The sequence below is a fragment of the Rhodoferax sp. P2_H8_2 genome (assembly GCF_056403235.1).
In genome coordinates this window covers 133,895-159,104 of the sequence record NZ_JBFUFW010000004.1, presented here as the reverse complement: position 1 = coordinate 159,104, position 25,210 = coordinate 133,895, and the positions used below count along the sequence as shown (strand labels likewise).

Below are 25,210 nucleotides of genomic sequence, written 5' to 3'. Positions count from 1 at the left end.
AATAGAGGGAGTTGAAGATCAATTGCAGGAATTATCCGATGTCTCTGGTTCCCTACGCCCTGGCGCGCCGCGTTTTGTTCAGTCTGGACGCCGAGGTGGCCCATGAAATCACCATGGCGGGGCTTGCCGCCACCCAGGGAAATCCGCTCAAACTGGCCTATTGCGCAGCGGGCGTGGATGACCCGATTGAAGTCGCTGGGCTGAAGTTCCCCAATCGGGTGGGAATGGCCGCTGGCCTGGACAAGAACGCGCGCTGCATCGACGGCCTGGGCGCCATGGGATTCGGTTTTGTCGAAGTGGGCACGGTCACGCCACTGGCCCAGAGCGGCAACCCCAAGCCCCGCATGTTCCGTTTGCCGGATGCCAACGCACTGATCAACCGGCTGGGTTTCAACAATGAGGGCCTGGACGCCTTCATCGCCAACGTGCAGCGCTCGGCACTGCGTCGCCAGAAGAATCCATCCATTCTGTTGGGTCTCAACATTGGCAAGAACGCGGCCACGCCCATCGAGAATGCAACGCAGGACTATCTGACCTGCCTAGACGGTGTCTACGCCCATGCCGACTACATCACCGTCAATATTTCCAGCCCCAACACCAAGAATTTGCGCAGCCTGCAAAGCGATGAAGCGCTGGACGCGCTGTTAGGCGCATTGGCCGAGCGACGCGAGCTGCTGGCGCAAAAGCATGGTCAGCGCAAACCCATCTTCCTGAAAATTGCGCCCGATCTGGATGAGTCGCAGATTGCGGTCATCGCCGCGACGCTGCAACGTTATGGCTGTGACAGCAGTGGCACGGTCACCAACGCCTGGGGCGTCATTGGTACCAACACTACGTTGGCGCGCGATGCCGTCCAAGGCATGGCGCATGCAGAGGAAACCGGTGGCTTGTCCGGCTCACCCGTACTGGCCAAGAGCAATGCCGTGATTGCGCAATTGCGGGCAGCGTTGGGGCCGCAGTTCCCCATCGTTGGCGTGGGCGGTATCTTGAGCGCGGAAGATGCAGTCAGCAAGATCAAGGCGGGTGCGGATGTGGTGCAGATTTACACCGGCCTGATTTACCGCGGGCCGGATCTGGTACGGGATGCGGCCCTGGCTATCAAGGCTTTGCGAGCCTAATCCCGCAACAACTCCACCACCATTTCGCCAATCGCCAACGCGCTGGTGAGTCCGGGCGACTCAATGCCAAACAGGTTGACCAAGCCCGCTACTCCATGGTCTTTGGGGCCCTGGATACAGAAATCGGCGGCGGCATCTTTTGGACCGTTGATCTTGGGTCGTATGCCGGCATAGGCGGGTAGCAAAGCACCATCCTGCAAGTCGGGCCAGTACCTGCGGATCTCCGCGTAAAAGCCATCGGCACGTTCGGGGTGCACGGTCAACTCTGACGGATCATTCACCCATTCCACGTCGGGACCAAAGCGTGCCTGCCCACCCTGGTCGAGAGTCAGGTGAACGCCCAGCCCCGCTGCTTCAGGCACCGGATATATCAGCCGTGAGAACGGCGCTCTACCGGCAAGGGAGAAGTAATTGCCTTTGGCATACCAAGCCTGCGGAATCGTGTGCGCGGGCAGTCCGGCAAAGCGATTTGCCAGATCGGGCGCGGCTAGGCCAGCGGCGTTGACGACTGTCGTTGCCAGTAAACGGGTCCCGTCAGTCGCTATCAATTCAATAGCTGCTTGCGCACATTCTGCGCGCTCCAGAGCCGAATTCAATGCCAAAACTCCTCCGGAGTGCTCAACATCGCCCAGCAGCGACAGCATCAGCGCGTGGCTGTCCACAATACCGGTGGATGGGGAATGCAGCGCGGCGACACAGCGCAGTGCGGGCTCCAGCGCCTGCGCTGCCCCTGCATCCAGCCAGACCAGGTCGGTCACGCCGTTGGCCTGCCCTTGCTGTGCGATGGCCTGAAGTTTGGGGAGTTGATCCGCGTGCGTGGCAACGATCAGCTTGCCGCAGCGTTGGTGTGCAATGCCGCGTTCGGCGCAGTAGTCGTATAACAGCGCGCGGCCCTGTACACACAGCTTGGCTTTCAATGACCCCGTGGGGTAGTACATGCCCGCATGGATGACCTCGCTGTTGCGTGCGCTGGTCTGGGTACCTATCGCGTTCTGGGCATCCAGAATAAGCACCTCGCGGCCTGCCTGCGCGAGTGACCTGGCGACCGCCAAGCCAACGACTCCGGCGCCAATAACCACGAAGTCCACCCGCTCCGCGGGCACCGCTCTCATGGCAGGCCGCTCATTGCAGTTCCAGCGTCTTTTCCTTACCCACTTCCACGAGTTTGCGATTGGGCGGCAACTTCAGATACGCCTGGGCCTGCGCATTGGACAGCCCGAAAGTCAGACTGACCGGGCCACTGGCCGTCTGACCATAGGCATAGCCACGCGCTTCGCTGAGCAGCGCAAACTGCATGTCCACGACGGAGCCATCGTTGCAGCGCAAGTCAATTGCGCCCGCTGTCGTCCCGGTAAACCGCAGTCCCCCCACGCAACTGGTCACAGGCCCTTTTGCCGCAGCAAGTGTGACTTTGCCAGTGCGGTCGGTCAGCAGTTTGACTTCGCCCTGCAGCAACTGGCCGTTGACGATGGCCAAGGCGTCCATGCTACTGGTCAGTGGCCACGACGCGTAGTCATTGATCCTGGCGCACCCTGTCAGGATGACCAGCGCCGTCACAATCACAACACTTGGCAGAGGATGCATGCGCATGGAGGTTTCTCCCATTCGGCTGGCTTAGCCGGTGTACCATCTTAGCCAAAACCGCCGTTGGGCCCAGGCCCTGCCCCATACCAAGAGACGATGCATGAGCCAGGAAACCGCAACCGCCCCCGCGCCAGAAGTCAAACGCATGCCGCTGAGGGCCCTCGGGCTGCGCACCGGCATGGCATTGCAGACCCGCCGCCTGAAAGAAGGTGCGAGCAAAAAGGAATCTCAGTTCTTCGGCGCCATCGAAGGTAAAGGTGTGATGGTCGGGCCCATGGGCTCAGACGCGGTGCAAACCGGGCTGGAGGAAGGTGAAGTCTGCGTAGTGCGGGGCTTTACTGGGCAATACGAGTTTTCGTTTCTCAGCAAGGTGTTGCAGACCTTCGAAAAACCATTTGCATACGCCTTGCTGGCCTACCCGCCTCAGGTGGATGCCCATCTGGTGCGCAAATCCATGCGCATCCGCACCTCCTGGCCCACCAGCGTCCAACTGGCAGGAGCCGCGCAAGAAATCGACGTCACGCTGATCGATATGAGCGCGTCGGGCGCCATGATCAAGGCGCCATCAGGCTTGGCAGCGTTGGGCGAAGTGATTCAACTGCATATCGCCGTGATCATCGACAACACGCCTGCAGAACTGAGCCTGCAGGCCAGCATTTGCCACAACAACAAGGCAACACAGGACGATGGGTTTTTTATCGGGCTGGCATTCAAGAGTCTGACCCAGCAGGACAAGCTGGTGCTGAACTACTTGGCGCAGCCGCCGGCGCTGGACTGAGGGCGGAAATTTTTACCCAACAAAAAAGGTCTTAGCGAAACCGCTAAGACCTTGGATGTTCACCAGAATTTGGTGGGCAGTACAAGTTTCGAACTTGTGACCCCTGCAGTGTGAATGCAGTGCTCTACCCCTGAGCTAACCGCCCTGATTTTTCTTCAGGAAAGCCTGAGATTATACATAATCTTCAGGCCTCTTTTCGCCACAGCGTTTTGCCACCGCTGGATTTGTCCAGCTGCACCAAAACTTCCTCGTGCGCAGTCAGCTCTTGCGCATTCGCCGCAATCACCGGCAACTCGAAGCCCCGCAAGTCGATTCGGACGGCCACTGCCCCGCCCTCGTCGCTGGAACCAGCGTCAATCAGCAATGCGTCTTGCCCGCGCGTCAGGTTGATATAGACATCGGCCAGCAACTCGGCATCCAGCAAAGCTCCGTGCAAGACGCGGCCAGAGCGGTCCACTTCCAGTCGGTCACACAAGGCATCCAGGCTGTTGCGCTTGCCTGGAAACATCTCCTTGGCCATCACCAGCGTATCGATGATGGAGGCGGTGTAATCCTTGAATACCGGGCGACCGGTACGACCCAGCTCCATGTCCAGGAAGGACAGATCGAATGGCGCGTTGTGGATGATGATTTCCGCATCGGCCACGTAATCGACCAGTTGCTGCGCGATCTCGCCAAATTTGGGTTTGTCGCTCAGGAATTCCGTCGTCAGCCCGTGAACACGCAACGCGCCCTCGTCGCTATCGCGTCCTGGGTTCAGGTAAAAGTGCAGGTTGTTGCCGGTCAGCTTGCGGTTCACCAACTCCACGCAGCCGATTTCGACCATGCGATCCGGGTTGTCCGCGTGGTTGGCGTAAAAGCCGGTGGTTTCGGTGTCCAGAATGATTTGGCGCATCACAAACCTCAATGGTTTTCTTTGGCGTGGTTGATCGAGTATTTCGGAATATCGACAACCAAGTCTTTCTGGGCCAGGATCGCCTGGCAGCTCAGGCGCGAATTGGGCTCCAGCCCCCAGGCGCGGTCCAGCAGATCTTCCTCGGTTTCATCCAGCTCATTCAGCGATGAAAAACCTTCGCGCACCACCACGTGGCAGGTAGTGCAAGCCGCACTCATGTCGCAGGCATGTTCGATCTTGATACCGTTTTCCAGCAGCGCTTCGCAAATCGAGGTGCCAGTAGGCGCCGTGACCTCGGCCCCCTGCGGGCAGTACTCGGGGTGCGGCATGATTTTGATAATAGGCATGGGGAATATTTTCGCCGGGGTCGGATTACAGGGTTGCGATGTTCTTGCCGGACAAAGCTTGCGCAATGCCTTTGTTCATGCGCATCGCAGCGAAAGCCTCGGTGGCATTGGCCAAGGCTTTGGATTGGGCCTCGATGTGTGCAGCGTCTTCGGAGGTTGTAGCTTGCGCCAATTGCACCATTGCGGCGTCAATCGCAGCGCGCTCTTCAGGCGACAACAAATCACCATCAATATCCAGCGCGCTGTGGGTCGCCAGCAGCAAGCGATCTGCGTCTACGCGGGCTTCAACCAGCGCTCGCATCTTCACGTCTGCTGCGGCAGTCGTAAAACTATCCTTCAACATCTGCGCAATCTGGTCGTCAGAGAGACCATACGAAGGTTTGACGTCGATACGCGCTTCCACACCGCTAACCTGTTCTTTGGCCGACACATTCAGCAAGCCGTCTGCATCGACAGTAAACGTCACGCGGATACGCGCCGCGCCAGCCGCCATCGGCGGAATGCCGCGCAGTTCAAAGCGCGCGAGGCTGCGGCAATCGGCCACCATGTCACGCTCGCCCTGCACCACATGCAGCGCCAGCGCGGTCTGGCCATCCTTGTAGGTCGTGAAATCCTGCGCCATTGCGGTGGGGATGGTCTGGTTGCGCGGAACGATACGCTCCACCAAACCGCCCATGGTCTCAATGCCCAAGGAGAGCGGGATCACATCGAGCAAAAGCAGATCACCCGATGGGTTGTTGCCCGCCAACTGGTTCGCCTGGATCGCAGCACCCAGCGCAACAACCTCATCCGGGTTCAGGTTGGTCAGCGGGGCCTTGCCGAAAAAGTCGGCGACTGCAGCCTGCACTTGCGGCATGCGAGTGGAACCGCCGACCATCACCACGCCCTGGATATCGTCTTTGGCCAGGCCCGCATCACGCAAGGTCTTGCGCACAGCTTGCAAAGTGCGCGCAGTCAGTGCAGCCGTCGCGGCTTCAAACTGTTCGCGGTTCAGCGACAAATCCAATGCACCGCTGGACAGATCGACTTCGGCCGTCACGATGTCTTCGGACGACAGCGCTTCCTTGGCCTGGCGGGCTTCCGCCTGAATCAGGGCACGGTCTTCCGGACTATCGGCCGTCAAGCCAGACTCGGTCAACAGCCAATCGGCTAACGCGCGGTCATAGTCATCGCCGCCCAGCGCCGAGTCGCCACCGGTCGCCAGCACTTCAAACACACCGGCAGTCAGGCGCAGGACGGAAATATCAAAGGTGCCGCCGCCCAAGTCGTAAACCGCGTAAACGCCTTCGGAAGCGTTGTCCAGTCCATAGGCGATGGCCGCAGCCGTGGGCTCGTTGATCAAGCGCAGAACGTTCAAGCCGGCCAGCTTGGCCGCATCCTTGGTGGCCTGGCGCTGCGCATCGTCAAAGTACGCGGGCACGGTGATGACGGCGCCAAAGATGTCGTCGTTGAAAGTGTCTTCAGCACGGAAACGCAGCGTGGCCAGAATTTCCGCACTCACTTCTACCGGGCTTTTCGCTCCAGCAATTGTACGCACTTGCACCATGCCCGGCGTATCCAGCAACGCGTAGGGCAGTTTGTCCGCACCAGCAATGTCTTTCAGGCCGCGGCCCATCAGGCGCTTGACCGAGGCGATGGTGTTGCCTGGATCAGTCGTCTGATTCGCGAGTGCATCAAAGCCGATCTGGCGGCGCTCGGCGTCCAGATAACGCACGACGCTGGGGAGAATCACCCGGCCCTCGCCATCCGGCAAACACTCGGCAATGCCGCTGCGCACGGCGGCGACCAGCGAATGCGTGGTGCCCAGGTCAATGCCTACGGCGATGCGCCGCTCATGCGGATTCGGCGACTGGCCGGGTTCAGAGATTTGCAGGAGCGCCATGGCAATTATTCAAACTGGTCCAGGCGCTGGTGCAGATCCTGGGAAAATTTATCGACAAACATCAACGCACGCACTGTTGCCACCGCGGCGGGATAGTCGTGCTGTTGATCCAATAGGGTTTCGCATTGTTGCAGCAGTTGCTTCTGTGCCGCTTGCACTTCGTCCAGCAGGGCTTCCACTGCTGCAGATGACGTCGCGTCATCCAGCGCTTCGCGCCATTCCATCTGCTGCATCAAGAATGCAGAGGGCATTGCGGTGTTGCTGTGGGCATTGACCGCATTGCCTGCCAGTTCACAGAGATAAGCGGCGCGCTTGAGCGGGTCTTTCAGGCGCTGGTAGGCTTCGTTGATACGCACCGACCATTGCATGGCCACGCGTTGCGCCGCGGCGCCCTGGGCTGCAAATTTGTCAGGGTGGGCTTCGCGCTGAAGGTCTTTCCAGCGGGCGTCAACGGCCGCGCGGTCCTGCGCGAATTGTTGCGTCAGGCCGAAAAGCGTGAAGTCATCATCCTGCAGGTTCACACGCGGAACGATTCACCGCAACCGCACTTGTCGCGCTCGTTGGGGTTGTTGAAGCGGAAACCTTCGTTCAGGCCTTCGCGCACAAAGTCGAGCTGTGTGCCATCGATGTAGGCCAAGCTCTTCGGATCAACCAGTACCTTGACGCCGTGGCCTTCAAACACCGTGTCTTCGGGCGGCAACTCGTCCACGTACTCCAGCGTGTACGCCAATCCGGAGCATCCGGTGGTTTTGACGCCGAGGCGCACGCCAATGCCCTTGCCCCGTTTGGTGAGGTAGCGGGTGACGTGCCGTGCGGCAGCTTCAGTCAGGGTAACGGCCATCTTGCAAGCTTAGTTCAGGTGTTTCTTCTTGTAGTCATCCACGGCCGCCTTGATGGCATCTTCGGCCAGGATGGAGCAGTGAATCTTGACCGGCGGCAGCGCCAGTTCTTCGGCGATCTGGCTGTTCTTCAGCGCAGCGGCTTCGTCCAGCGTCTTGCCCTTGACCCATTCGGTCACGAGAGACGACGAGGCGATAGCCGAGCCACAGCCGTAGGTCTTGAAACGTGCATCTTCGATCACGCCGGTTTGCGGGTTGACCTTGATCTGCAATTTCATCACGTCACCGCATGCGGGCGCACCGACCATGCCAGTACCTACCGAGTCGTCGCCTTTTTCAAAGGAGCCGACGTTGCGGGGGTTTTCGTAGTGGTCAACAACTTTTTCTGAATATGCCATTTGGTTCTCCTTAGTGGGCGGCCCACTGGATGGTGCTGATATCTATGCCTTCTTTGTACATGTCCCACAGGGGGCTCAGGTCACGCAGTTTGGCAACGTTTTTCTTGATGGTGTCGACCGCGTAGTCGATGTCGGCCTCGGTGGTCCAGCGGCCAATCGTCATCCGCAGGCTGCTGTGGGCCAGCTCGTCGCTGCGGCCCAAAGCGCGCAGCACATAGCTGGGTTCCAGAGACGCGGATGTGCAAGCGGAACCCGAAGACACCGCCAAACCCTTGATACCCATGATCAGTGACTCGCCTTCGACGTAGTTGAAGCTCATGTTCAGGTTGTGCGGGACGCGTTGGTCCTTGTGACCGTTGATGAACACCTGCTCAATGCCCTCGAGGCCAGCCAGCATGCGGTCATGCAAAGCCTTGATGCGGATGTTTTCGCCATGCATTTCTTCCTTGGCGATGCGGTAGGCCTCGCCCATGCCGACGATCTGGTGCGTGGGCAGCGTACCGCTGCGCATACCGCGCTCGTGGCCACCGCCGTGCATCTGTGCTTCTAGGCGGATACGCGGCTTGCGGCGCACAAACAGCGCGCCGATGCCCTTGGGGCCATAGGTCTTGTGCGAGGTCAGGCTCATCAGATCGACTGGCAGCGTGGCCATGTCGATGTCCACACGACCCGTAGCTTGCGCAGCGTCAACATGGAGGATCACGCCTTTCTCGCGGCATATCGTGCCGATGGCGGCGATGTCCTGGATCACGCCAATCTCGTTGTTGACGAACATCACGCTGGCCAGAATCGTATCGGGGCGGATTGCCGCCTTGAACGTTTCCAGATTGACCAAGCCATCGTCCTGCACGTCAAGATAGGTCACTTCAAAGCCCTGGCGCTCCAGCTCGCGGCAGGTGTCCAGCACGGCCTTGTGCTCGGTCTTGACCGTGATCAGGTGCTTGCCTTTGCTTTTGTAAAACTGGGCTGCGCCCTTCAGGGCCAGGTTGTTGGACTCGGTAGCACCGGAGGTCCAGACAATTTCGCGCGGGTCAGCGTTGATCAGCGCGGCGACTTGCTCGCGTGCCTTCTCCACAGCCGCTTCCGCTTCCCAGCCCCAGGCGTGGCTACGCGAAGCCGGATTGCCAAAGTGATTGCGCAACCAGGGAACCATGGCATCCACCACCCGCTCGTCGCAAGGGTTGGTGGCGCTGTAGTCCATATAAATGGGGAAGTGGGGGGTGGTATCCATGGCTGGCTCTGTGCTGGCTAAATGCGTAAAGAAATCAAAGAATCAGGACTTGGCAAACGAGTTGCCGAGGGCAAACACCGAATTCGGCGCGTTAATGCGAATCGGCTTGACTACAGGCATCGCTGAAATGGCGCGCTTGACGCTGGGCTTGTCTTCGACTTGCAGGCCTTTGGCCAACTGGTCATCGACCAGCTTTTGCAACGTGACCGAATCCAGAAACTCAACCATGCGCACATTGAGAGAGGCCCACAGGTCGTGCGTCATGCAACGGGCGCCTTCGCCCAGGCAGTTTTCCTTGCCGCCGCACTGGGTGGCGTCAATCGGCTCGTCTACGGAAGTAATGATGTCGGCAACGGTAATTTCGGCTGCCTTGCGGGCCAGCGTGTAGCCGCCGCCCGGGCCGCGGGTGGATTCCACCAGCTCATTGCGGCGCAGCTTGCCGAACAATTGTTCGAGGTAGGAGAGCGAAATCTGCTGGCGCTGGCTGATGGCAGCCAGGGTCACTGGGCCGCCGCTCTGGCGCAAACCCAGATCGATCATGGCGGTGACGGCAAAACGGCCTTTGGTAGTGAGACGCATGGCAAACTCCTTCTCGGGATTTGGTTGACTAACGCGCTCAAGTATACCAAGAAGCCCCGAACTTTGCTCGGGTACTACCGGGGAAACCCTAGGCCAGTCCCTTCAGCGAATTCCGACCACGTTATCAGCTCCCGGAGCGCCAAAAGCCTGCTCCTTCAGGATGTGCAACTGGTCCCGGACCTGGGCCGCTTTTTCGAACTCCAGATTGCGCGCGTGTTCCATCATCAGCTTCTCTAAGCGCTTGATTTCACGGGAGATATCCTTCTCGCTCATATCTTCCACCTGGGCGCGAGCCATGGCGTCGCGCTCCAGTCGATCGGCCTCTTTGCCCGCCTTCTCGCTGTACACGCCGTCGATCAGATCGCGCACCTTCTTGACGATGGCCGTAGGGGTAATACCCCGCTCCACATTGTGGGCAATCTGCTTTTTGCGGCGCCGTTCGGTCTCGCCAATGGCCCGCTCCATGGAGTCGGTGATCTTGTCGGCATATAGGATGGCGCGGCCATTCAGGTTACGGGCTGCGCGGCCTATGGTCTGGATCAAGGAGCGTTCGGAGCGCAAAAAGCCCTCCTTGTCCGCATCGAGGATGGCGACCAGGGATACCTCGGGAATATCCAGGCCTTCGCGCAGCAGGTTGATACCTACCAGCACGTCGAAGGCACCCAAACGCAGATCCCGCAGGATCTCCACCCGTTCCACGGTGTCCACATCGCTGTGCAAGTAGCGCACCTTGACGCCGTTGTCGCTCAGGTAGTCGGTCAACTGCTCAGCCATGCGCTTGGTTAGCGTGGTGATCAACACACGCTCGTTCTTCTCGACGCGGATACGGATTTCCTGCAACACATCGTCCACCTGGTGGGTGGCAGGCCGCACTTCGACCTCTGGGTCCACCAGGCCCGTGGGGCGCACCACCTGCTCCACCACCTGGCCAGCGTGCTCTTTCTCGTAGGTGGACGGGGTGGCAGACACAAAAATCGCCTGGCGCATGCGCATCTCAAATTCAGCGAACTTCAGCGGCCGGTTGTCCAGCGCGCTGGGCAGGCGGAATCCATATTCCACCAGCGTGGTTTTGCGCGAACGGTCGCCCAGATACATGGCGCCGAACTGGCCGATGGTGACGTGGCTTTCGTCGATGAACATGACCGCGTCCTTGGGCATGTAGTCCGTCAGCGTAGAGGGCGGATCGCCCGGGGCGCTGCCGGCCAAGTGGCGGCTGTAGTTTTCGATGCCCTTGCAATGGCCGACTTCGCTGAGCATTTCCAGGTCAAAGCGCGTGCGCTGCTCCAGCCGCTGCGCTTCCACCAGCTTGCCTGCCGCGACAAATTCCTTGAGTCGGTCTGCCAGCTCCACCTTGATGGTTTCCACCGCCATCAGCACCTGGTCGCGCGGGGTGACGTAATGGCTACCAGGGTAGACGGTAAAGCGTGGGATCTTCTGGCGAATGCGGCCTGTCAACGGATCGAACAGCTGCAAGGACTCAATCTCGTCGTCAAACATCTCCAGGCGCAACGCCATCTCGGAATGCTCGGCCGGAAAGATGTCTATCGTGTCGCCGCGCACGCGGAAAGTGCCGCGCGAGAAATCCATGTCATTGCGCTGGTACTGCATGCGCACCAATTGGGCTATGGCATCGCGCTGGTTCAGCTTGTCGCCCGCGCGCAGCGTCATGATCATCTTGTGGTACGCCTCGGGCTGGCCGATACCGTAGATGGCGGACACTGTTGCAACGATCACCACATCGCGCCGCTCAAGGATGCTCTTGGTACAGGACAGGCGCATCTGCTCGATGTGCTCATTGATGGCGCTGTCCTTCTCAATGAACAGATCGCGCTGCGGAACGTAGGCCTCGGGCTGGTAGTAATCGTAGTAGCTGACGAAATACTCCACTGCGTTGTTCGGAAAGAACTCGCGGAACTCGCTGTAGAGCTGCGCCGCCAGTGTCTTGTTGTGGCAGAACACAATGGCCGGCCGTCCCAGGCGGGCGATCACATTGGCCATCGTGAAAGTCTTGCCGGAGCCGGTCACACCCAGCAGGGTCTGAAAGACCTCGCCGTCTGTGACGCCCGCCACCAGTTGGTCAATCGCTTCCGGCTGGTCACCCGCAGGCGGGTACGGCTGGTACAGCTCAAACGGCGAATCCGGGTAGCGGACGAACTTTCCCGCCAGCGGCTCGGGAGGCCTGGTGAGAGCGAGGGACACGGCTTCAGTCATGGGGCGCAGACTCCAAATCGGCAAGTGGACGGCGGTCGAACCCGATACTGTATATGAATACAGCTTTACTTGTGCGATTGCAGGGTCAAGCCAATCAGGCGCGACACCACAGCAGCCAGATAAATCACGCCAGCAAACATTTCCAGACTGGCCAGTGCCCTCGTATGTGGCGTGATGGGAATCACATCGCCAATGCCGGTGCTGGACAACAACGCAAAACTCAGAAACATCAGCTCCGTCCAGGTGCGTGGCTGGTCGGCGTTGACGGCCGCCGCAAAACAGCCAGGCTGCAACGCTTGTGCCAGCACAAACAAATAGGTGAACGCCCAAGCCAGCAGCGTAAAGGTCGCCCCTGCCGCAAACAACTCGTCCGTGGTGGCACGCTGGTCTTCCATCATGTACGCAATCAGGCTGCCCGCCGCATAAAAGTAGAACGCTGCCTCCAACCCAGCCGACCATGGCAGCAAGTGCGGCATTCCATACCAGGCCTGCAATGCCAGCAACACAATGGCGGGCAACGCGATACACATGCTGACCCAGGTCAGCCCCGGCGTGCGCCGCACCATGCGCGTAGTGACAGCCAGCACCAAAATACCAAACACTCCCAAGCCGATGCGACCTGCGTCGGTGTTTTCAATAAACGGGTACAGCACCAAGCCCAGCAGTTGCACGAGCAATAGAACGGCAGAGGGATGGCGTCGGGTGTGGGCATAAAACCGTAGATATCGCATTGGCAGATTGTCCTGCACTCCGTCCCCAGGGTCGCCAGCCATTGCCCCGGACAAGCGGCGGCTAAAATTCGCAATGGCCCCGTTGTGTGGGGCAGCACGCTACTGACAACCCCCAAAGGATTCTTCATGTCTCTGTTCTCCGCCGTCGAAATGGCCCCCCGCGACCCGATCCTGGGTCTGAACGAACAATTCAACGCTGACACCAACCCCAACAAAGTGAACCTGGGCGTGGGCGTGTATTTCGACGACAACGGCAAGCTGCCCCTGCTGCAATGCGTGCAGGCCGCCGAGAAGACCATGATGGACAAGCCCACCGCGCGCGGCTACCTGCCTATCGACGGCATCGTCGCTTACGACAACGCCGTCAAGGGCCTGGTGTTTGGCGCAGAAAGCGAACCCGTCACATCTGGCCGCGTGGCCACCGTGCAAGCCATTGGCGGCACCGGCGGTTTGAAGATTGGCGCCGACTTCCTGAAGAAGGTCAGCCCGAATGCCAAGGTGCTGATCTCTGACCCGAGCTGGGAAAACCACCGCGCGCTGTTCACCAACGCCGGCTTTGAAGTCGACTCCTACGCTTATTACGACACCGCCAAGCGTGGTGTGAACTTTGAGGGCATGCTGGCCAGCCTGAACGCCGCCGTTGCGGGCACCATCGTCGTGCTGCACGCCTGCTGCCACAACCCGACCGGCTACGACATCACGCCCGAGCAATGGGACCAAGTGATCGCTGTGGTGAAGGCCAAGAACCTGACACCATTCCTCGACATGGCCTACCAAGGCTTTGGCTACGGCATTGCCGAAGATGGCGCCGTGATCCAGAAGTTTGTTGCTGCTGGTCTGAACTTCTTTGTATCCACTTCGTTCTCCAAGAGCTTCAGCCTGTACGGCGAACGCGTTGGCGGCCTGTCCGTTCTTTGTAAAGACAAGGAAGAAACCAGCCGCGTGCTCAGCCAGTTGAAGATCGTCATCCGCACCAACTACTCCAACCCGCCGACACATGGCGGCGCTGTGGTGGCCGCCGTTTTGAACAACCCCGAGCTGCGCGGCCTGTGGGAAAAGGAACTCGGCGAAATGCGCGTGCGTATCAAGGCCATGCGCCAGAAGCTGGTCGATGGCCTGAAGGCTGCCGGTGTAAAGCAGGACATGTCTTTCATCACGACACAGATCGGCATGTTCAGCTACTCTGGCCTGTCCAAAGACCAGATGGTGCGTCTGCGCTCCGAGTTTGGCGTCTATGGCACCGACACCGGTCGCATGTGCGTAGCGGCCTTGAACAGCAAGAACATCGACTACGTCTGCGCAGCGATTGCCAAGGTCGTTTGACCAATCTGCAACAGGCGCCTGTAAAGGCGCGCCGGGGTGGGCGGGTCAACGCATAATCCGCCCTGATAAGGACTGGAGCATCCGCAATGAAAAGATTTGCCAGCGCGTTGGTTTGCCTGCTGGGACTGGGTTCCGGCGCGGCATGGGCTTGGGGCAACCACACGTTGCCAGCCTACCGCGCATTTGAAAAAATGCCGGAGGTTGCGCAGGCAGCCAATGTCACCGCAGAGCCGCTCGAAGCCTTTCTGAAGGCCGAAGAAAAAACCATTGAGGCGCTGCTGGCCAGCCAGGAAGCTTGGGCTGTCGCCAATCTGGAGAACTACCCACAGCGCCCCGCCGTGTTGGCCTTCATGGCCAACCCCAACCGGACTGATGAAGCGCGCCGCCAGGCTTTTTTAATGGCGTTGCGCGTTGCGCCCAATAGCAAATTTGCGCTGTATTACCAGCCTGATCCTGCAGGCAACCTTCCCAGTGGCGTTCAACTGCCCTATGCGGCAGTCAACACCTTGCCAGAGCCCGTCAACGCAGGCTACCGCTTCATCGCACTGCGTTCGGGTGAATCAGTGGCACCGCTGACCGTGTTGGCCAGTGCATCCGATGAGCCGGACTACGGCCTGGATATCAACCTCTGGCAAGACAGCCCCTCCGAATGGGGCAAGCAGTATGGCTTTGGTACCCAGCCCTTTGGCAATCCGGCTTTGTTCTTCTCGACGCAAGCGCCCTTCCATATGGGCTTCCTGCATGAAAGCCGCATCCTGTACGCAGCTGCGCCTTTCATCAAGCGCACGTTCCCGCAATTGCGGTCATACCAATATTCCACGTTGGCCGCCCTGGCCTTTCGCACGGGTCATCCCTATTGGGGTTGGCGTTTCGCAGGCTTGGCCCTGCACTATGTGCAGGATCTGACCCAGCCCTACCACGCGAGCCTGGCCCCTGGCGATTCGTTGGGCAAGCTGTTGGGTGCCAACACACTGGCGATGCTGGGCATGCCCGGCATGAAGAACGACATGATCGTGCTGCTCTCCAATCGCCACCTGGCGCTGGAAAAATACCAGGCCGAACTGCTGCGCAACGCCGCCACGCTGAAGCAGGACACGGCGATCGAAAAGGCACTGCGCAACATGGACAAAGATCGCAACTACCCCGAATGGAACGAGCGCTACCTGCGCGATGTGGTCTCTATGCAGTCCGCCAATTTTGGCGGACAGTTGGTACAGATCATTGTGGCCGCCATGCCGCCTGGCCTGGTGTCAGACCCATCGTTTGACTTCGGAACCAAGGAAGACAGCATCAACATGGTGCAGGAGCTGGCCAACCGCGACCCGGCGGACCGCGCGAAGCTGGATGCCGCCATCGCCGAATTGCTGGGCAATTTCGGCGCCCATAGCCGCAACGCAGTGCGCGGCATCCTGAAAGCCAGCAATCAGCCTTGAGTCATAGGGCACTGGTATATTGCACTGCAACATACACAGATAGCGAGGTTCCCATGCTTTACCAGCTCTACGAAACACAGCGTTCCCTGATGGAGCCGTTTTCCGACATGGCCCACGCAGCGGCCAAGGCGTTCGGCAATCCTTTGACGGTCGCGGGCCAAAACCCGTTTGCCCAGCGCATTTCCGCGGGTTACGACCTGATGCACCGCCTGGGCAAGGACTACGAGAAGCCAGAGTTCGGTCTGCGCACGATTGATGTGGACGGCGTCGAAGTCGCGATCCACGAGCGCGTGGAAATCACCAAACCGTTTTGCGAGCTGCGCCGCTTCAAGCGCTTCAGCGATGACACGCAAACACTGGCCAAGATCAAGGGCCAGCCCGCGGTACTGATCGTCGCCCCGCTGTCTGGCCACTATTCCACGCTGTTGCGTGACACCGTCAAGACCATGTTGAAAGACCACAAGGTCTACATCACCGACTGGAAGAACGCGCGCCTGGTGCCACTGGAAGATGGCGAGTTCCATCTGGACGATTACGTCAACTACGTGCAGGAGTTCATCCGCCACGTACAGGGCAAATACGGCAACTGCCACGTGATGAGCGTCTGCCAGCCGACCGTGCCCGTGCTGGCCGCCGTGTCGCTGATGGCCGCCCGCGGCGAGAAGACACCGCTGACGATGACCATGATGGGTGGCCCCATCGACGCGCGCAAATCGCCCACCGCCGTCAACAACCTGGCCATGAACAAGAGCTTCAGCTGGTTTGAAAACAACGTGATCTACCGCGTGCCAACCAACTTCGCGGGCGCTGGCCGCCGTGTTTACCCGGGCTTCCTGCAACACAGCGGTTTCGTCGCGATGAACCCGGACCACCACGCCAAGAGCCACTTCGACTACTTCAAGGACCTGATGAAGGGTGACGACGCCAGCGCCGAAGCCCACCGCAAGTTCTACGACGAGTACAACGCCGTGCTGGACATGGACGCCGACTACTACCTGGAAACCATCAAGGTGGTGTTCCAGGAATTCGCGCTGGTCAATGGCACCTGGGATGYCAAAGGCGTGGACGGCAAGATCGAACGCGTGCGCCCATCCGCCATCAAGACCACGGCGCTGATGTCGGTTGAAGGCGAACTGGACGATATCTCCGGCTCGGGCCAGACGCAGGCGGTGCACGACATCTGCACCGGCGTGCCCAAGTCGCAGCAGCGGCATTTCGAAGCCAAGGGCGCAGGCCACTACGGCATCTTCTCGGGCCGCCGCTGGCGCGAGCTGGTGTACCCAGAGGTCAAAGCCTTCATCCTCTCGCACAACCGCGCGACACCGGCCGTCGCTGTTAAAAAAATATCAAAAACGGCTGTAGCGCCCGTAAAACGTGCGCAAGCAGCTCCTAAAAAGGTAGCGGCGAAGAAGGTTGTAGCAAAGAAAGCAGTCGCCAAGCGCGCTCCTGCCAAGAAGTGACTACCACGGCGTCCACCGATGAAGCGCTGGTCGGGCGCATCCTGGACGCCTTGCCGCAAACCCAATGCACCCGGTGCGGCTATCCGGATTGCTCGGGTTACGCGAACGCGATTGCCGATGGCTCTGCCGATATCAACCAGTGTCCGCCCGGTGGTGAAGCCGGCGTAGTGCGGCTGGCCGACATCACCGGCCGCGCGGCCAAACCTCTGAACCCGGAATTTGGAATCGAAGGCCCGCGCACCGTTGCCTTCATCGACGAGAACTGGTGCATAGGGTGCACGCTGTGCATAGACGCCTGCCCCACCGACGCCATCATCGGCAGCAACAAGTTGATGCACACCGTCATCGAAGAGTTCTGCACCGGTTGCGAACTTTGCCTGCCGGTGTGTCCGGTCGATTGCATCCTGCTGGAGAACACGGGCGACGCCACAGGCTGGGCCGCTTGGTCGCAGGAGCTGGCTGCTACGGCCCGCAGTCGCTACGAATTCCACAGCTTCCGCAGCCAACGCGAAGAGGCAGAACACGCGCTGCGGCTGGAAGAAAAAGCCCGCATGAAGCTGGCCGATCTGCCCGCCCATTCGCAGCACACCGACCCCGCGGTGCTGGATAAAAAGCGCGTCGTGATCGAAGCGGCGCTGGAACGCGCCCGCCAAAAACGCGAAGCGGCTGACAAGCCCTGATATCGCACGCTGTTTCACCCGTGTAACTACCGGGTGGTTTATCAAGGTGTGGCTGGCTACACTGCCACGCATGATCGCCACACCACTTCGCCCTGCCCTCTGGACTGCTATTGCGCTGCTGCTCGGCGCACCGCTCGCATGGAGCCAGAGCGCCTCGCAACCCAGCGTGTTCGAAACCCGCGAAGCGGACTGGCGCAACGGCGCCATCGTTTACCAGGTGATGGTGGACCGCTTTGCACCCTCGGCGAACCTGGACGCCAAACGCGCGCTGTATCCTGCCCCCAAAGTGCTGCGCCCCTGGAGCGAGCCCGCCAAGCGCGGCAAGTACGTGGAGTCCGCACACGTCTGGAGCCACGAGATTGATTTCTGGGGCGGCGACTTGGCCAGCACCACCGCCAAGCTGGGCTATGTGCAAAGCCTGGGCGCAGATGTGCTGTATCTGAACCCCATCCATCTGGCCTACACCAACCACAAGTACGACGCGCTTGACTACATGCAGATCTCGCCGGAATACGGCACCAAGACTGACCTCACGCGCCTGACCGAGGCGGCCCATGCGCGCGGCATGAAGGTCGTGCTCGATGGTGTGTTCAACCACATGGGCCGCAACTCGCCCGCGTTCCAGCAAGCGCAGACCGACCCCAAGAGCCCGTACCGCGACTGGTTTTACTTCGGCCCGCAATATGCAGGCGGCGCGCGTGGCTGGTACCAGGCGACCAATTTGCCTGAGTTGAATCTGGAAAACCCTGCGGTACGCGAGTATCTGTTCGCAGGCCGCGACTCGGTTGTGCAAACCTATTTGCGCGAAGGAATCGATGGCTGGCGCCTGGATGTAGCGCCAGAGCTGGGGTATCAGTACCTTGCCGAACTGACACAAGCAGCGCACGCGGCCAAGCCCGGCTCGCTGGTGGTTGGCGAGATTCCCAACTATCCAAAAGATTGGCTCCAGTCAGTCGACGGTGTCATCAACTTCACGCTGCGCGACATCACGCTGAATATGCTCAAGGGCGAGATTGCTGCGCCCGCTGCAGCCCAGATGATGGACCGCACGATTACCGATGCAGGTATCGAGCCCACGCTGAAGTCCTGGCTGATGCTGGACAACCACGATAACCCGCGCCTGGCTTCTGAACTGCCCCAAGTCAAGCAACAACGCATCGCGCAGTTGCTCCAATTCACACTGCCCGGCTCGCCCAACCTGTATTACGGCAGCGAGCTGGGCATGACAGGCGCAGAAGACCCGACCAACCGCTCACCGATGCGCTGGGATTGGGTCAAAGACAGCAACGCGACGCTGCAGTGGACCAAGCAACTGATCGCGCTGCACAAGCAGCACCGCGCGCTGCGTGTGGGCAATTTCCGCTTGGTCACTGCCAGCAGTCTGCTGGCCTTTGAGCGCTATACGGATCGCGTGCAAGACACCGTCGTGGTCTTGGTCAACCCGAGCAAGACAGCGGTCACCGAGCGCGTCCTGATCGCCAATTCCAAATTGATGAACGGCGCTGCACTGATTGATTTACTGGACACCAAGGCCAAACCGCAAAGGATCATGGCCTCTATGACGACCGTGACAGTCCCGGCCGGTGGTTTCAAAGTGCTGGCGCCCGATGTGTCGGTGACCGGCGGCTACACCGCCTACAAGCGGGTGCAATAGCGTGCAGTGAGGTCGGTCAGCCGACCAGGTTTTTGTAAACACCGCAACCGGCGTACAGGCCGTCCACTTCCTGCACATAGGACATCTTGGTCTGCACCTTGCCAGTGGAAGGGTTGGTGATGTCGTACTCCACCCAGCCCGGTTCGCGGCTGGCCTGCTCTACGATGGAATCCAGCAAGCCCTGCCCGTCAATGCCGGGAATATCCTGAACCCGCGTGCCCACCTTGGCTGCGTTGCCAGCAAAGGCTTGGTAAGTGCCATTGCTGTCCAGCACAAAGACGTACATGTCTCGGTCGTGAAAGCCACGCGCCGGGTCTGTCAGCTCGCGCAGGAAGCTGTCTTTGGAGGTGTGCCTGCGGTGCGCCATGGCCTTGGCCACCAAGGCTTGCGCCTCTTCGGCCGAACCCTGCTGCAGCTTGAACATCGCCACCGATTGCACCAGTGTCGAAGCGCGTCCTTCGAGCGCGACGGCCTGCGTCACCGCGTGCTCCACCATCTTGGCGTTTTGCTGTGTGATCTCGTCGATCTGGTGAACGGCCGATGTGATCTCCGACAGGCCCATGCTCTGCTCGGCGCTGGACGTAGAGATCTGCGACATATTGGTCGCCACATCGCGTATGCCCGCGACGATGCGCGTCATGTTCTCGCCCGCAGCGCGAATCTGCGCCACGCTGGTGGCCACCTGCCCGCTGGACGTGCTGATCAGTTGGCGGATTTCCTTGGCCGACTCGGCAGAGCGCTGCGCCAGCGAGCGAACCTCGGTCGCAACCACTGCAAAGCCACGCCCTGATTCACCGGCACGCGCCGCCTCCACCGCGGCATTGAGCGCGAGGATATTGGTCTGAAATGCAAGGCCATCGATTACACCTACGATCTCGTCCATGCGCTTGGCACCGGCCTGAATCGCTTCGACCGAAGCAATGGCGTCCGTCATCGTGGCTGCGCCGCCCTCGGCCACATCGCGCACTTCCGCCGCACGCGCATTGGCCTGACTCGCCGTTTTCGCGTTGTCCTGCACGGTGCTGGAGAGCTGTTCCACGCTGGCGGCGGTTTCTTCGAGGTTGGCTGCCTGCTGTTCGGTGCGGTCTGACAGTTCGCGGTTGCCGGATGCCATGCTCTGGCCCGAGTGGGCGACAAAGGCCGCATTGCTGCGCACGTTGGCCACCATGCCCGATACGGTTTGCCCCAAACGTGACATGGAGGTCGTCAACTGGCCAAACTCGTCCTGGCTCTTGCTGACCAATGCGGTGCGCAAATCGCCGGTCACGATGCTGTCAGCCACGCGCTGAACTTGCGCCAGATCGGGCACCACGCTGGCGTGTAGCGAAAGCAGCAGATACACCAGCAACAACAGGCTGATCACCGCGACGATTGCGGTCCACTCCAGACCTTGTATGGGATTGCCACCGGCCATCACCTGCCACAGCGCCACCAGCACGGGAAGCGCTGCCACCAACGCGAGCAGGCACAGCTTGCCCGCAAAACGCAATTGGCGCATGCACCATATGCCAGGCTTTAGCAGCATCGGATGTCTCCCATTGTTATAAAAAATGCAGACCAGTTGGGACCTGTCTGTTCTTCATTCTAGGGTGATTCAGCTTGCCATGGGCTGACAAAACCGCGGTGAAAAGGGGTTAATCCAGCTTGGCAAACGCCTCAATCACGGCAACCGGCGCCTGCACCAGCTCAATCAGTACGCCCTCGCCCGCAATCGGAAATTCATCGTTGCTCTTGGGGTGCAAAAAACAGATATCAAAACCTGCAGCACCCTTGCGAATGCCGCCCGGTGCAAAGCGCACGCCTTTGGCTGTGAGCCATTCCACCGCTTTGGGCAAATCATCAATCCACAAACCCACATGGTTCAGCGGCGTGGTGTGTACCGCGGGCTTCTTGTCCGGGTCCAGCGGCTGCATCAGATCAACCTCGACCTTGAACGGGCCGCTGCCAATCGCGCAGATGTCTTCATCCACGTTTTCCTTCTCGCTTTGAAACGTGCCGGTCACTTCCAAGCCCAGCATGTCTACCCAAAGCGTTTGCAGGCGTTTCTTATCCAGCCCGCCAATGGCGATTTGCTGGATGCCGAGGACTTTGAACGGGCGTGTCATGCCTGTGCCGTCACTTTGGTGGATTTCAAACCGAGTTTGCTCAACAACTGCACATCCGCATTCGCATCCGGGTTGCCGGTCACCAGCAGCTTGTCGCCGTAGAAGATCGAATTCGCGCCGGCCATAAAGCACAGGGCTTGCACGGCTTCGCCCAACTGTTGGCGGCCTGCGGAGAGGCGCACGCGGGCTTTGGGCATGGTGATGCGCGAGACCGCGATCATGCGGACGAAGTCGAACGGATCGACCGGGTCGGAGTCGGCCAGCGGCGTGCCGGGTACGCGCACGAGGCTGTTGATCGGTACGGACTCGGGGTACGGATTCAGATTCGCCAGTTGCGCGATCAGGCCAGCGCGGTGCACGGGCGTTTCGCCCATGCCCACGATGCCGCCGCAGCAGACGCTGATGCCTGCGTTGCGCACGCTTTGCAATGTGTCCAGGCGGTCCTGGTAAGTCCGCGTGCTGACCACGTCTGTGTAGTACTCGGGGGCGGTGTCCAGGTTGTGGTTGTAGTAGTCCAGGCCCGCGGCCTTCAGTTGCGTCGCGTGGTGTGGCTCCAGCATGCCCAGCGTGGCGCAGGTTTGCAGGCCTAAGCCCTTGACCGCTTCCACCAGCTCGGCAACTTTCTCCACATCGCGGTCCTTGGGCGCGCGCCAGGCAGCGCCCATGCAGAAGCGCGTGGCGCCAGCGTCCTTGGCGGCTTGCGCGGCTTCGGTCACCTCCAACACTGACATCAGCTTGCTCGCTTCCACGCCCGTGTCGTACTCGGCCGCTTGTGGGCAGTAGCCGCAGTTCTCGGGGCAGCCACCGGTCTTCACCGACAACAACGTCGCCAGTTCGATATCGCCTTCGGGGAAGTGTTCGCGGTGCACCGTCTGTGCTTTGTAGACCAGCTCCATGAACGGCAGGTCTATCAGATCTTGAATGGCTTGCACGGTCCAGGGGCCAACTGCAGCAGTTGGCTTGGCGGGGCGGTGCAAAGTAACGGTTTGGGGTTTTTCCAACGTGATGGTCATTTGTTTTGTCTCTTAGGCGAAATACATTTTCTCCGGCTCTTCCGAAGTGGGGTCAGAGCCCAATTTCGTTCACCGTTATCTATCTCCGATTGTGCCTTTGTCCTGAATTGGGATCCGACCCCGCTTCTTTATGCGAACTCCACAATCGGCTGGTCCACCGTCAGGCTCTCGCCTTTTGCGGCCAGCACTTTACCCACCACGCCATCGGCGGCGGCGAAGAGTACGTTTTCCATTTTCATGGCTTCAATCACGGCGACGCGCTCGCCAGCTTGCACCTTCTGGCCCACGACGACAGCCACATCGACCAGCAGGCCGGGCATGGGCGAGAGCACGTAGCGGCTCATGTCGGGCGGCGCCTTGAATGGCATCAGCGCATGCAGCTCGGCCATGCGTGGCGATATCACCAGTGCGTCGATGCGTGTGCCGTCGTGTTGCACGCGCAGCGCCAGCGGGTTCTTGGGCGTGCCGCGCTCGATCTGCGCGGTGAAGGCCTTGCCGTTCACGGAGCCGTGGATGCAGATGTCGTTCAAACGCGAGTTGCTACGAATTTCATAGCTGCTTGCGCCCACCCTGACGCGCGCAGAGCCCGTTTCTCCTACAAATTCATCCACATGCACCGGCGTGTAGGTGTTCTTGCCGTCGGCGCTCAGCGTGACGACGTTGTAGTCCTTGCCCACGTTGACCGCATAGCCCGGCAACTGGCCGGACAGCGAGGTTGCGCGTTCGCGTGACTTGCGGCGCACGAATGCGGCTAGCGCGATCAGGAAGTTCGGATCGGTGTGCGGCACGTCTTCCGCCGCAAAGCCCTTGCCGTAGTTCTCGGCGATAAAGCCGGTGTTGAAGTCACCGGCAACGAACTTGGGATGCGCCAGCAGCGCCGCCTGGAATGGAATATTGCTGCTGATGCCGCGGATCACAAAGCCGTTCAAGGCCTCGCGCATCTTCGCAATCGCGTCCAGGCGGTCCGTGCCGTGCACGATCAGCTTGGCAATCATCGAGTCGTAAAACATCGGGATCTCGCCGCCGTCCTGCACGCCGGTATCCACACGCACGCCCAGCAAATGCTCGGTATCGCCCTGCCACATCGTCTGCTGCGGTGGCACAAAGCGCACCAGGCGGCCGGTAGACGGCAGGAAATTGCGAAACGGGTCTTCGGCGTTGATGCGGCATTCGATGGCCCAGCCATTGCGCTTCACCTCAGCCTGCGTCAGCGGCAGCTTCTCGCCCGCCGCCACGCGGATCATCAGCTCCACCAGGTCCAGGCCGGTGATGGCCTCGGTGACCGGGTGCTCCACCTGCAGGCGCGTGTTCATCTCCAGGAAGTAAAAGCTCTGGTCCTTGCCGACCACAAACTCCACCGTGCCCGCGCTCTGGTATTTCACCGCCTTGGCCAGCGCCACCGCCTGCTCGCCCATCGCCTTGCGCGTCGCGTCGCTGATGAAGGGGCTTGGCGCCTCTTCAATGACCTTCTGGTGGCGGCGCTGGATCGAGCATTCGCGCTCGTTCAGGTAAATCACATTGCCGTGGCTGTCGCCGATCAACTGAATTTCAATGTGGCGCGGCTCTTCGACGAACTTCTCGATGAACACACGGTCGTCGCCAAAGCTGTTGCGGGCTTCGTTGCGACAGGACGTGAAGCCTTCAAACGCTTCCTTGTCGTTGAACGCCACGCGCAGGCCCTTGCCGCCGCCGCCTGCCGACGCTTTGATCATCACCGGGTAGCCAATGCCTTTGGCAATCTCTACCGCCTTCTCTGCGGTTTCAATCGCATCGTTGACGCCGGGGATGCAGTTCACGCCCGCCTTGCCCGCCAGCTTCTTCGATTCGATCTTGTCGCCCATAGCGGCAATCGAATAGTGCTTGGGACCGATGAAGGTGATGCCCTCTTCTTCGCAGCGCTTGGAGAACTCGGCGTTTTCGCTCAAAAATCCATAGCCCGGGTGCACCGCCTGCGCGCCGGTTTGCTTGCATGCGGCAATGATCTTGTCGGCCAACAAGTAGCTCTCGCGGCTAGGCGCGGGGCCGATGTTGACGGCCTCATCGGCCAGCTCCACATGGCGCGCATCCTTGTCGGCGTCGGAATAGACGGCAACGGTCTTGATGCCCATTTTTTTCGCGGTAGCGATCACGCGGCACGCGATCTCCCCACGGTTGGCAATCAATATCTTTGTGAACATTCTCAGTCTCCTATTCGGGAATCAGTTTTTGCGCTTTGCGTATTGGCGTGAAGTGCCACCACGGTTGCGCGGGGCCGCCATTCATGAAATCCTTGGCGGCCAGAAAGGTGTCGAGTACGCAGGGGTCGTGTCGATCGCCCATCGGCGTGCGCAGGGCTTCGTACATCGCTATCGGGTCCATGGCCTTCACATCGGCAGGCGTGTTGACGCCCAGCCCGCGCAAGTCGCCCGCGATGGACTTGCCGATATTCGGGATGTCCGTCAAGACGCGGGCTTCCGACGCTGTCGCGGCTTTCATTGCAACTTCTCGCTCAGCTTTTTATGGATCTCGGGTATTTCCATCACCGCGGCCGACATGTACATCTTGTGGAACTCCGGCACCATTTCGCCAGTGGCGATTACAGGGTCGGTCGCCGTCAACAACTTAGCTTCCTCAATGTCGCTGACCGCGAACACAAAGATGCCGCGCCAGCCATCCACGCCGTCCGATGGTCCCGCCAGCACCAGCTTGCCTTCGTCTGACAGGCGCTTGATGTTGGCAAAGTGGGCCGCAAACATCGCGTTGCGTTCAGGTCCCGCGGCCATCTTGTTGGGCCCGGTCTTGAGCACCACCATCACGTAGTTGCGCATGCCGTTAGGACTCGCGCCCAGCCGCTTGGCGCGCTCGGGCTCGTATTGCGGGTTGGCGGGTTTGTCAGCAGTTTGGGCGTGCGACAACGCGGCAACACCCAGTAAACAGGTCAGAACAACAGTGCGGATCAACATGGCAGTA

25 protein-coding genes and 1 tRNA gene are annotated in these 25,210 nt (G+C 60.1%); 7 read left to right on the top strand and 19 right to left on the bottom strand.

Translation table 11 applies throughout. The features are described 5' to 3' along the window. Positions 1–38: 38 nt before the first annotated feature. The gene (locus AC1DV6_RS09215; protein WP_477977154.1) at positions 39–1,118 is read left to right on the top strand and encodes a quinone-dependent dihydroorotate dehydrogenase; all 1,080 of its coding nucleotides are present in this window, start codon (positions 39–41) and stop codon (positions 1,116–1,118) included. On the opposite strand, the gene AC1DV6_RS09210 is transcribed toward AC1DV6_RS09215, so the two are convergent. Beyond that, the gene (locus tag AC1DV6_RS09210) at positions 1,115–2,230 is read right to left on the bottom strand and encodes an NAD(P)/FAD-dependent oxidoreductase (RefSeq protein ID WP_477977153.1); all 1,116 of its coding nucleotides are present in this window, start codon (positions 2,228–2,230) and stop codon (positions 1,115–1,117) included. The genes AC1DV6_RS09215 and AC1DV6_RS09210 overlap by 4 nt on opposite strands. Positions 2,231–2,240: 10 nt before the next feature. Then, a complete protein-coding gene (locus AC1DV6_RS09205; protein WP_477977152.1) occupies positions 2,241–2,708 on the bottom strand; it encodes a hypothetical protein in 468 nt (155 codons plus the stop codon). A 94-nt stretch (positions 2,709–2,802) separates the two neighbouring features. Here AC1DV6_RS09205 and AC1DV6_RS09200 point away from each other — a divergent pair, with 94 nt between their 5' ends. After that, positions 2,803–3,480, top strand: coding sequence for a PilZ domain-containing protein (locus AC1DV6_RS09200; RefSeq protein ID WP_477977151.1), 678 nt, complete (start codon positions 2,803–2,805; stop codon positions 3,478–3,480). 70 nt (positions 3,481–3,550) lie between these two features. On the opposite strand, the gene AC1DV6_RS09195 is transcribed toward AC1DV6_RS09200, so the two are convergent. From AC1DV6_RS09195 to AC1DV6_RS09145, 11 genes are all read right to left on the bottom strand, one after another. Beyond that, positions 3,551–3,625: transfer RNA gene (locus tag AC1DV6_RS09195), tRNA-Val, on the bottom strand. A gap of 39 nt (positions 3,626–3,664) precedes the next feature. Then, positions 3,665–4,378 (bottom strand): DNA polymerase III subunit epsilon, encoded by a 714-nt coding sequence (dnaQ, locus tag AC1DV6_RS09190; protein ID WP_477977150.1) that lies wholly within the window; start codon positions 4,376–4,378, stop codon positions 3,665–3,667. A gap of 5 nt (positions 4,379–4,383) precedes the next feature. Further along, entirely contained in the window at positions 4,384–4,722 is a 339-nt protein-coding gene (fdx, locus tag AC1DV6_RS09185) for an ISC system 2Fe-2S type ferredoxin (RefSeq protein ID WP_477977149.1), read from the bottom strand. A 25-nt stretch (positions 4,723–4,747) separates the two neighbouring features. Further along, positions 4,748–6,604 (bottom strand): Fe-S protein assembly chaperone HscA, encoded by a 1,857-nt coding sequence (gene hscA, locus AC1DV6_RS09180; protein ID WP_477977148.1) that lies wholly within the window; start codon positions 6,602–6,604, stop codon positions 4,748–4,750. A gap of 5 nt (positions 6,605–6,609) precedes the next feature. After that, the gene (gene hscB / locus AC1DV6_RS09175) at positions 6,610–7,125 is read right to left on the bottom strand and encodes a Fe-S protein assembly co-chaperone HscB (RefSeq protein WP_477977147.1); all 516 of its coding nucleotides are present in this window, start codon (positions 7,123–7,125) and stop codon (positions 6,610–6,612) included. Continuing rightward, on the bottom strand, positions 7,122–7,445 hold the full coding sequence (iscA, locus tag AC1DV6_RS09170; protein WP_477977146.1) for an iron-sulfur cluster assembly protein IscA: 324 nt from the start codon (positions 7,443–7,445) through the stop codon (positions 7,122–7,124). The genes hscB and iscA overlap by 4 nt, the downstream gene beginning before the upstream one ends. Before the next feature lie 9 nt (positions 7,446–7,454). Next, positions 7,455–7,841 (bottom strand): Fe-S cluster assembly scaffold IscU, encoded by a 387-nt coding sequence (gene iscU, locus AC1DV6_RS09165; protein ID WP_209396107.1) that lies wholly within the window; start codon positions 7,839–7,841, stop codon positions 7,455–7,457. 10 nt (positions 7,842–7,851) lie between these two features. After that, the gene (locus AC1DV6_RS09160; protein WP_477977145.1) at positions 7,852–9,072 is read right to left on the bottom strand and encodes an IscS subfamily cysteine desulfurase; all 1,221 of its coding nucleotides are present in this window, start codon (positions 9,070–9,072) and stop codon (positions 7,852–7,854) included. Between the two features lie 42 nt (positions 9,073–9,114). Next, entirely contained in the window at positions 9,115–9,651 is a 537-nt protein-coding gene (iscR, locus tag AC1DV6_RS09155) for a Fe-S cluster assembly transcriptional regulator IscR (RefSeq protein WP_477977144.1), read from the bottom strand. Between the two features lie 102 nt (positions 9,652–9,753). Next, a complete protein-coding gene (uvrB, locus tag AC1DV6_RS09150) occupies positions 9,754–11,862 on the bottom strand; it encodes an excinuclease ABC subunit UvrB (protein WP_477977143.1) in 2,109 nt (702 codons plus the stop codon). A 65-nt stretch (positions 11,863–11,927) separates the two neighbouring features. Beyond that, complete coding sequence (locus AC1DV6_RS09145) at positions 11,928–12,593, bottom strand: ion channel (RefSeq protein WP_477977142.1); 666 nt, start codon at positions 12,591–12,593, stop codon at positions 11,928–11,930. Positions 12,594–12,719: 126 nt separating this feature from the next. Between AC1DV6_RS09145 and AC1DV6_RS09140 the strand changes: the two genes are divergently transcribed. From AC1DV6_RS09140 to AC1DV6_RS09120, 5 genes are all read left to right on the top strand, one after another. After that, complete coding sequence (locus tag AC1DV6_RS09140) at positions 12,720–13,916, top strand: amino acid aminotransferase (RefSeq protein ID WP_477977141.1); 1,197 nt, start codon at positions 12,720–12,722, stop codon at positions 13,914–13,916. An 86-nt stretch (positions 13,917–14,002) separates the two neighbouring features. Next, positions 14,003–15,349, top strand: coding sequence for a hypothetical protein (locus AC1DV6_RS09135; RefSeq protein WP_477977140.1), 1,347 nt, complete (start codon positions 14,003–14,005; stop codon positions 15,347–15,349). 53 nt (positions 15,350–15,402) lie between these two features. After that, entirely contained in the window at positions 15,403–16,809 is a 1,407-nt protein-coding gene (locus AC1DV6_RS09130) for a polyhydroxyalkanoate depolymerase (RefSeq protein ID WP_477977139.1), read from the top strand. After that, a complete protein-coding gene (gene rsxB, locus AC1DV6_RS09125) occupies positions 16,806–17,489 on the top strand; it encodes an electron transport complex subunit RsxB (protein ID WP_477977138.1) in 684 nt (227 codons plus the stop codon). The genes AC1DV6_RS09130 and rsxB overlap by 4 nt, the downstream gene beginning before the upstream one ends. A 70-nt stretch (positions 17,490–17,559) precedes the next feature. Then, positions 17,560–19,143 (top strand): glycoside hydrolase family 13 protein, encoded by a 1,584-nt coding sequence (locus tag AC1DV6_RS09120; protein WP_477977137.1) that lies wholly within the window; start codon positions 17,560–17,562, stop codon positions 19,141–19,143. Positions 19,144–19,159: 16 nt separating this feature from the next. On the opposite strand, the gene AC1DV6_RS09115 is transcribed toward AC1DV6_RS09120, so the two are convergent. The 6 genes from AC1DV6_RS09115 to AC1DV6_RS09090 all read right to left on the bottom strand — a co-directional run bounded on the left by AC1DV6_RS09115 (position 19,160) and on the right by AC1DV6_RS09090 (position 25,203). Continuing rightward, positions 19,160–20,641: a methyl-accepting chemotaxis protein gene (locus AC1DV6_RS09115; protein WP_477977136.1), complete on the bottom strand. Its 1,482-nt coding sequence runs from the start codon at positions 20,639–20,641 to the stop codon at positions 19,160–19,162. A 136-nt stretch (positions 20,642–20,777) separates the two neighbouring features. Beyond that, positions 20,778–21,248, bottom strand: a complete 471-nt coding sequence (locus tag AC1DV6_RS09110) for a VOC family protein (protein ID WP_477977135.1) — start codon at positions 21,246–21,248, stop codon at positions 20,778–20,780. Continuing rightward, positions 21,245–22,261 carry a biotin synthase BioB gene (bioB, locus tag AC1DV6_RS09105; RefSeq protein WP_477977134.1) on the bottom strand — a complete coding sequence of 339 codons (1,017 nt, stop codon included), beginning with the start codon at positions 22,259–22,261 and terminating at the stop codon, positions 21,245–21,247. Before bioB ends, AC1DV6_RS09110 begins: the two co-directional genes overlap by 4 nt. A 128-nt stretch (positions 22,262–22,389) precedes the next feature. Then, positions 22,390–24,438, bottom strand: a complete 2,049-nt coding sequence (locus AC1DV6_RS09100; protein WP_477977133.1) for an acetyl-CoA carboxylase biotin carboxylase subunit — start codon at positions 24,436–24,438, stop codon at positions 22,390–22,392. 10 nt (positions 24,439–24,448) lie between these two features. Continuing rightward, positions 24,449–24,736: a helix-hairpin-helix domain-containing protein gene (locus tag AC1DV6_RS09095; protein ID WP_477977132.1), complete on the bottom strand. Its 288-nt coding sequence runs from the start codon at positions 24,734–24,736 to the stop codon at positions 24,449–24,451. Beyond that, entirely contained in the window at positions 24,733–25,203 is a 471-nt protein-coding gene (locus tag AC1DV6_RS09090) for a YciI family protein (protein ID WP_477977131.1), read from the bottom strand. Before AC1DV6_RS09090 ends, AC1DV6_RS09095 begins: the two co-directional genes overlap by 4 nt. Positions 25,204–25,210: the final 7 nt, after the last annotated feature.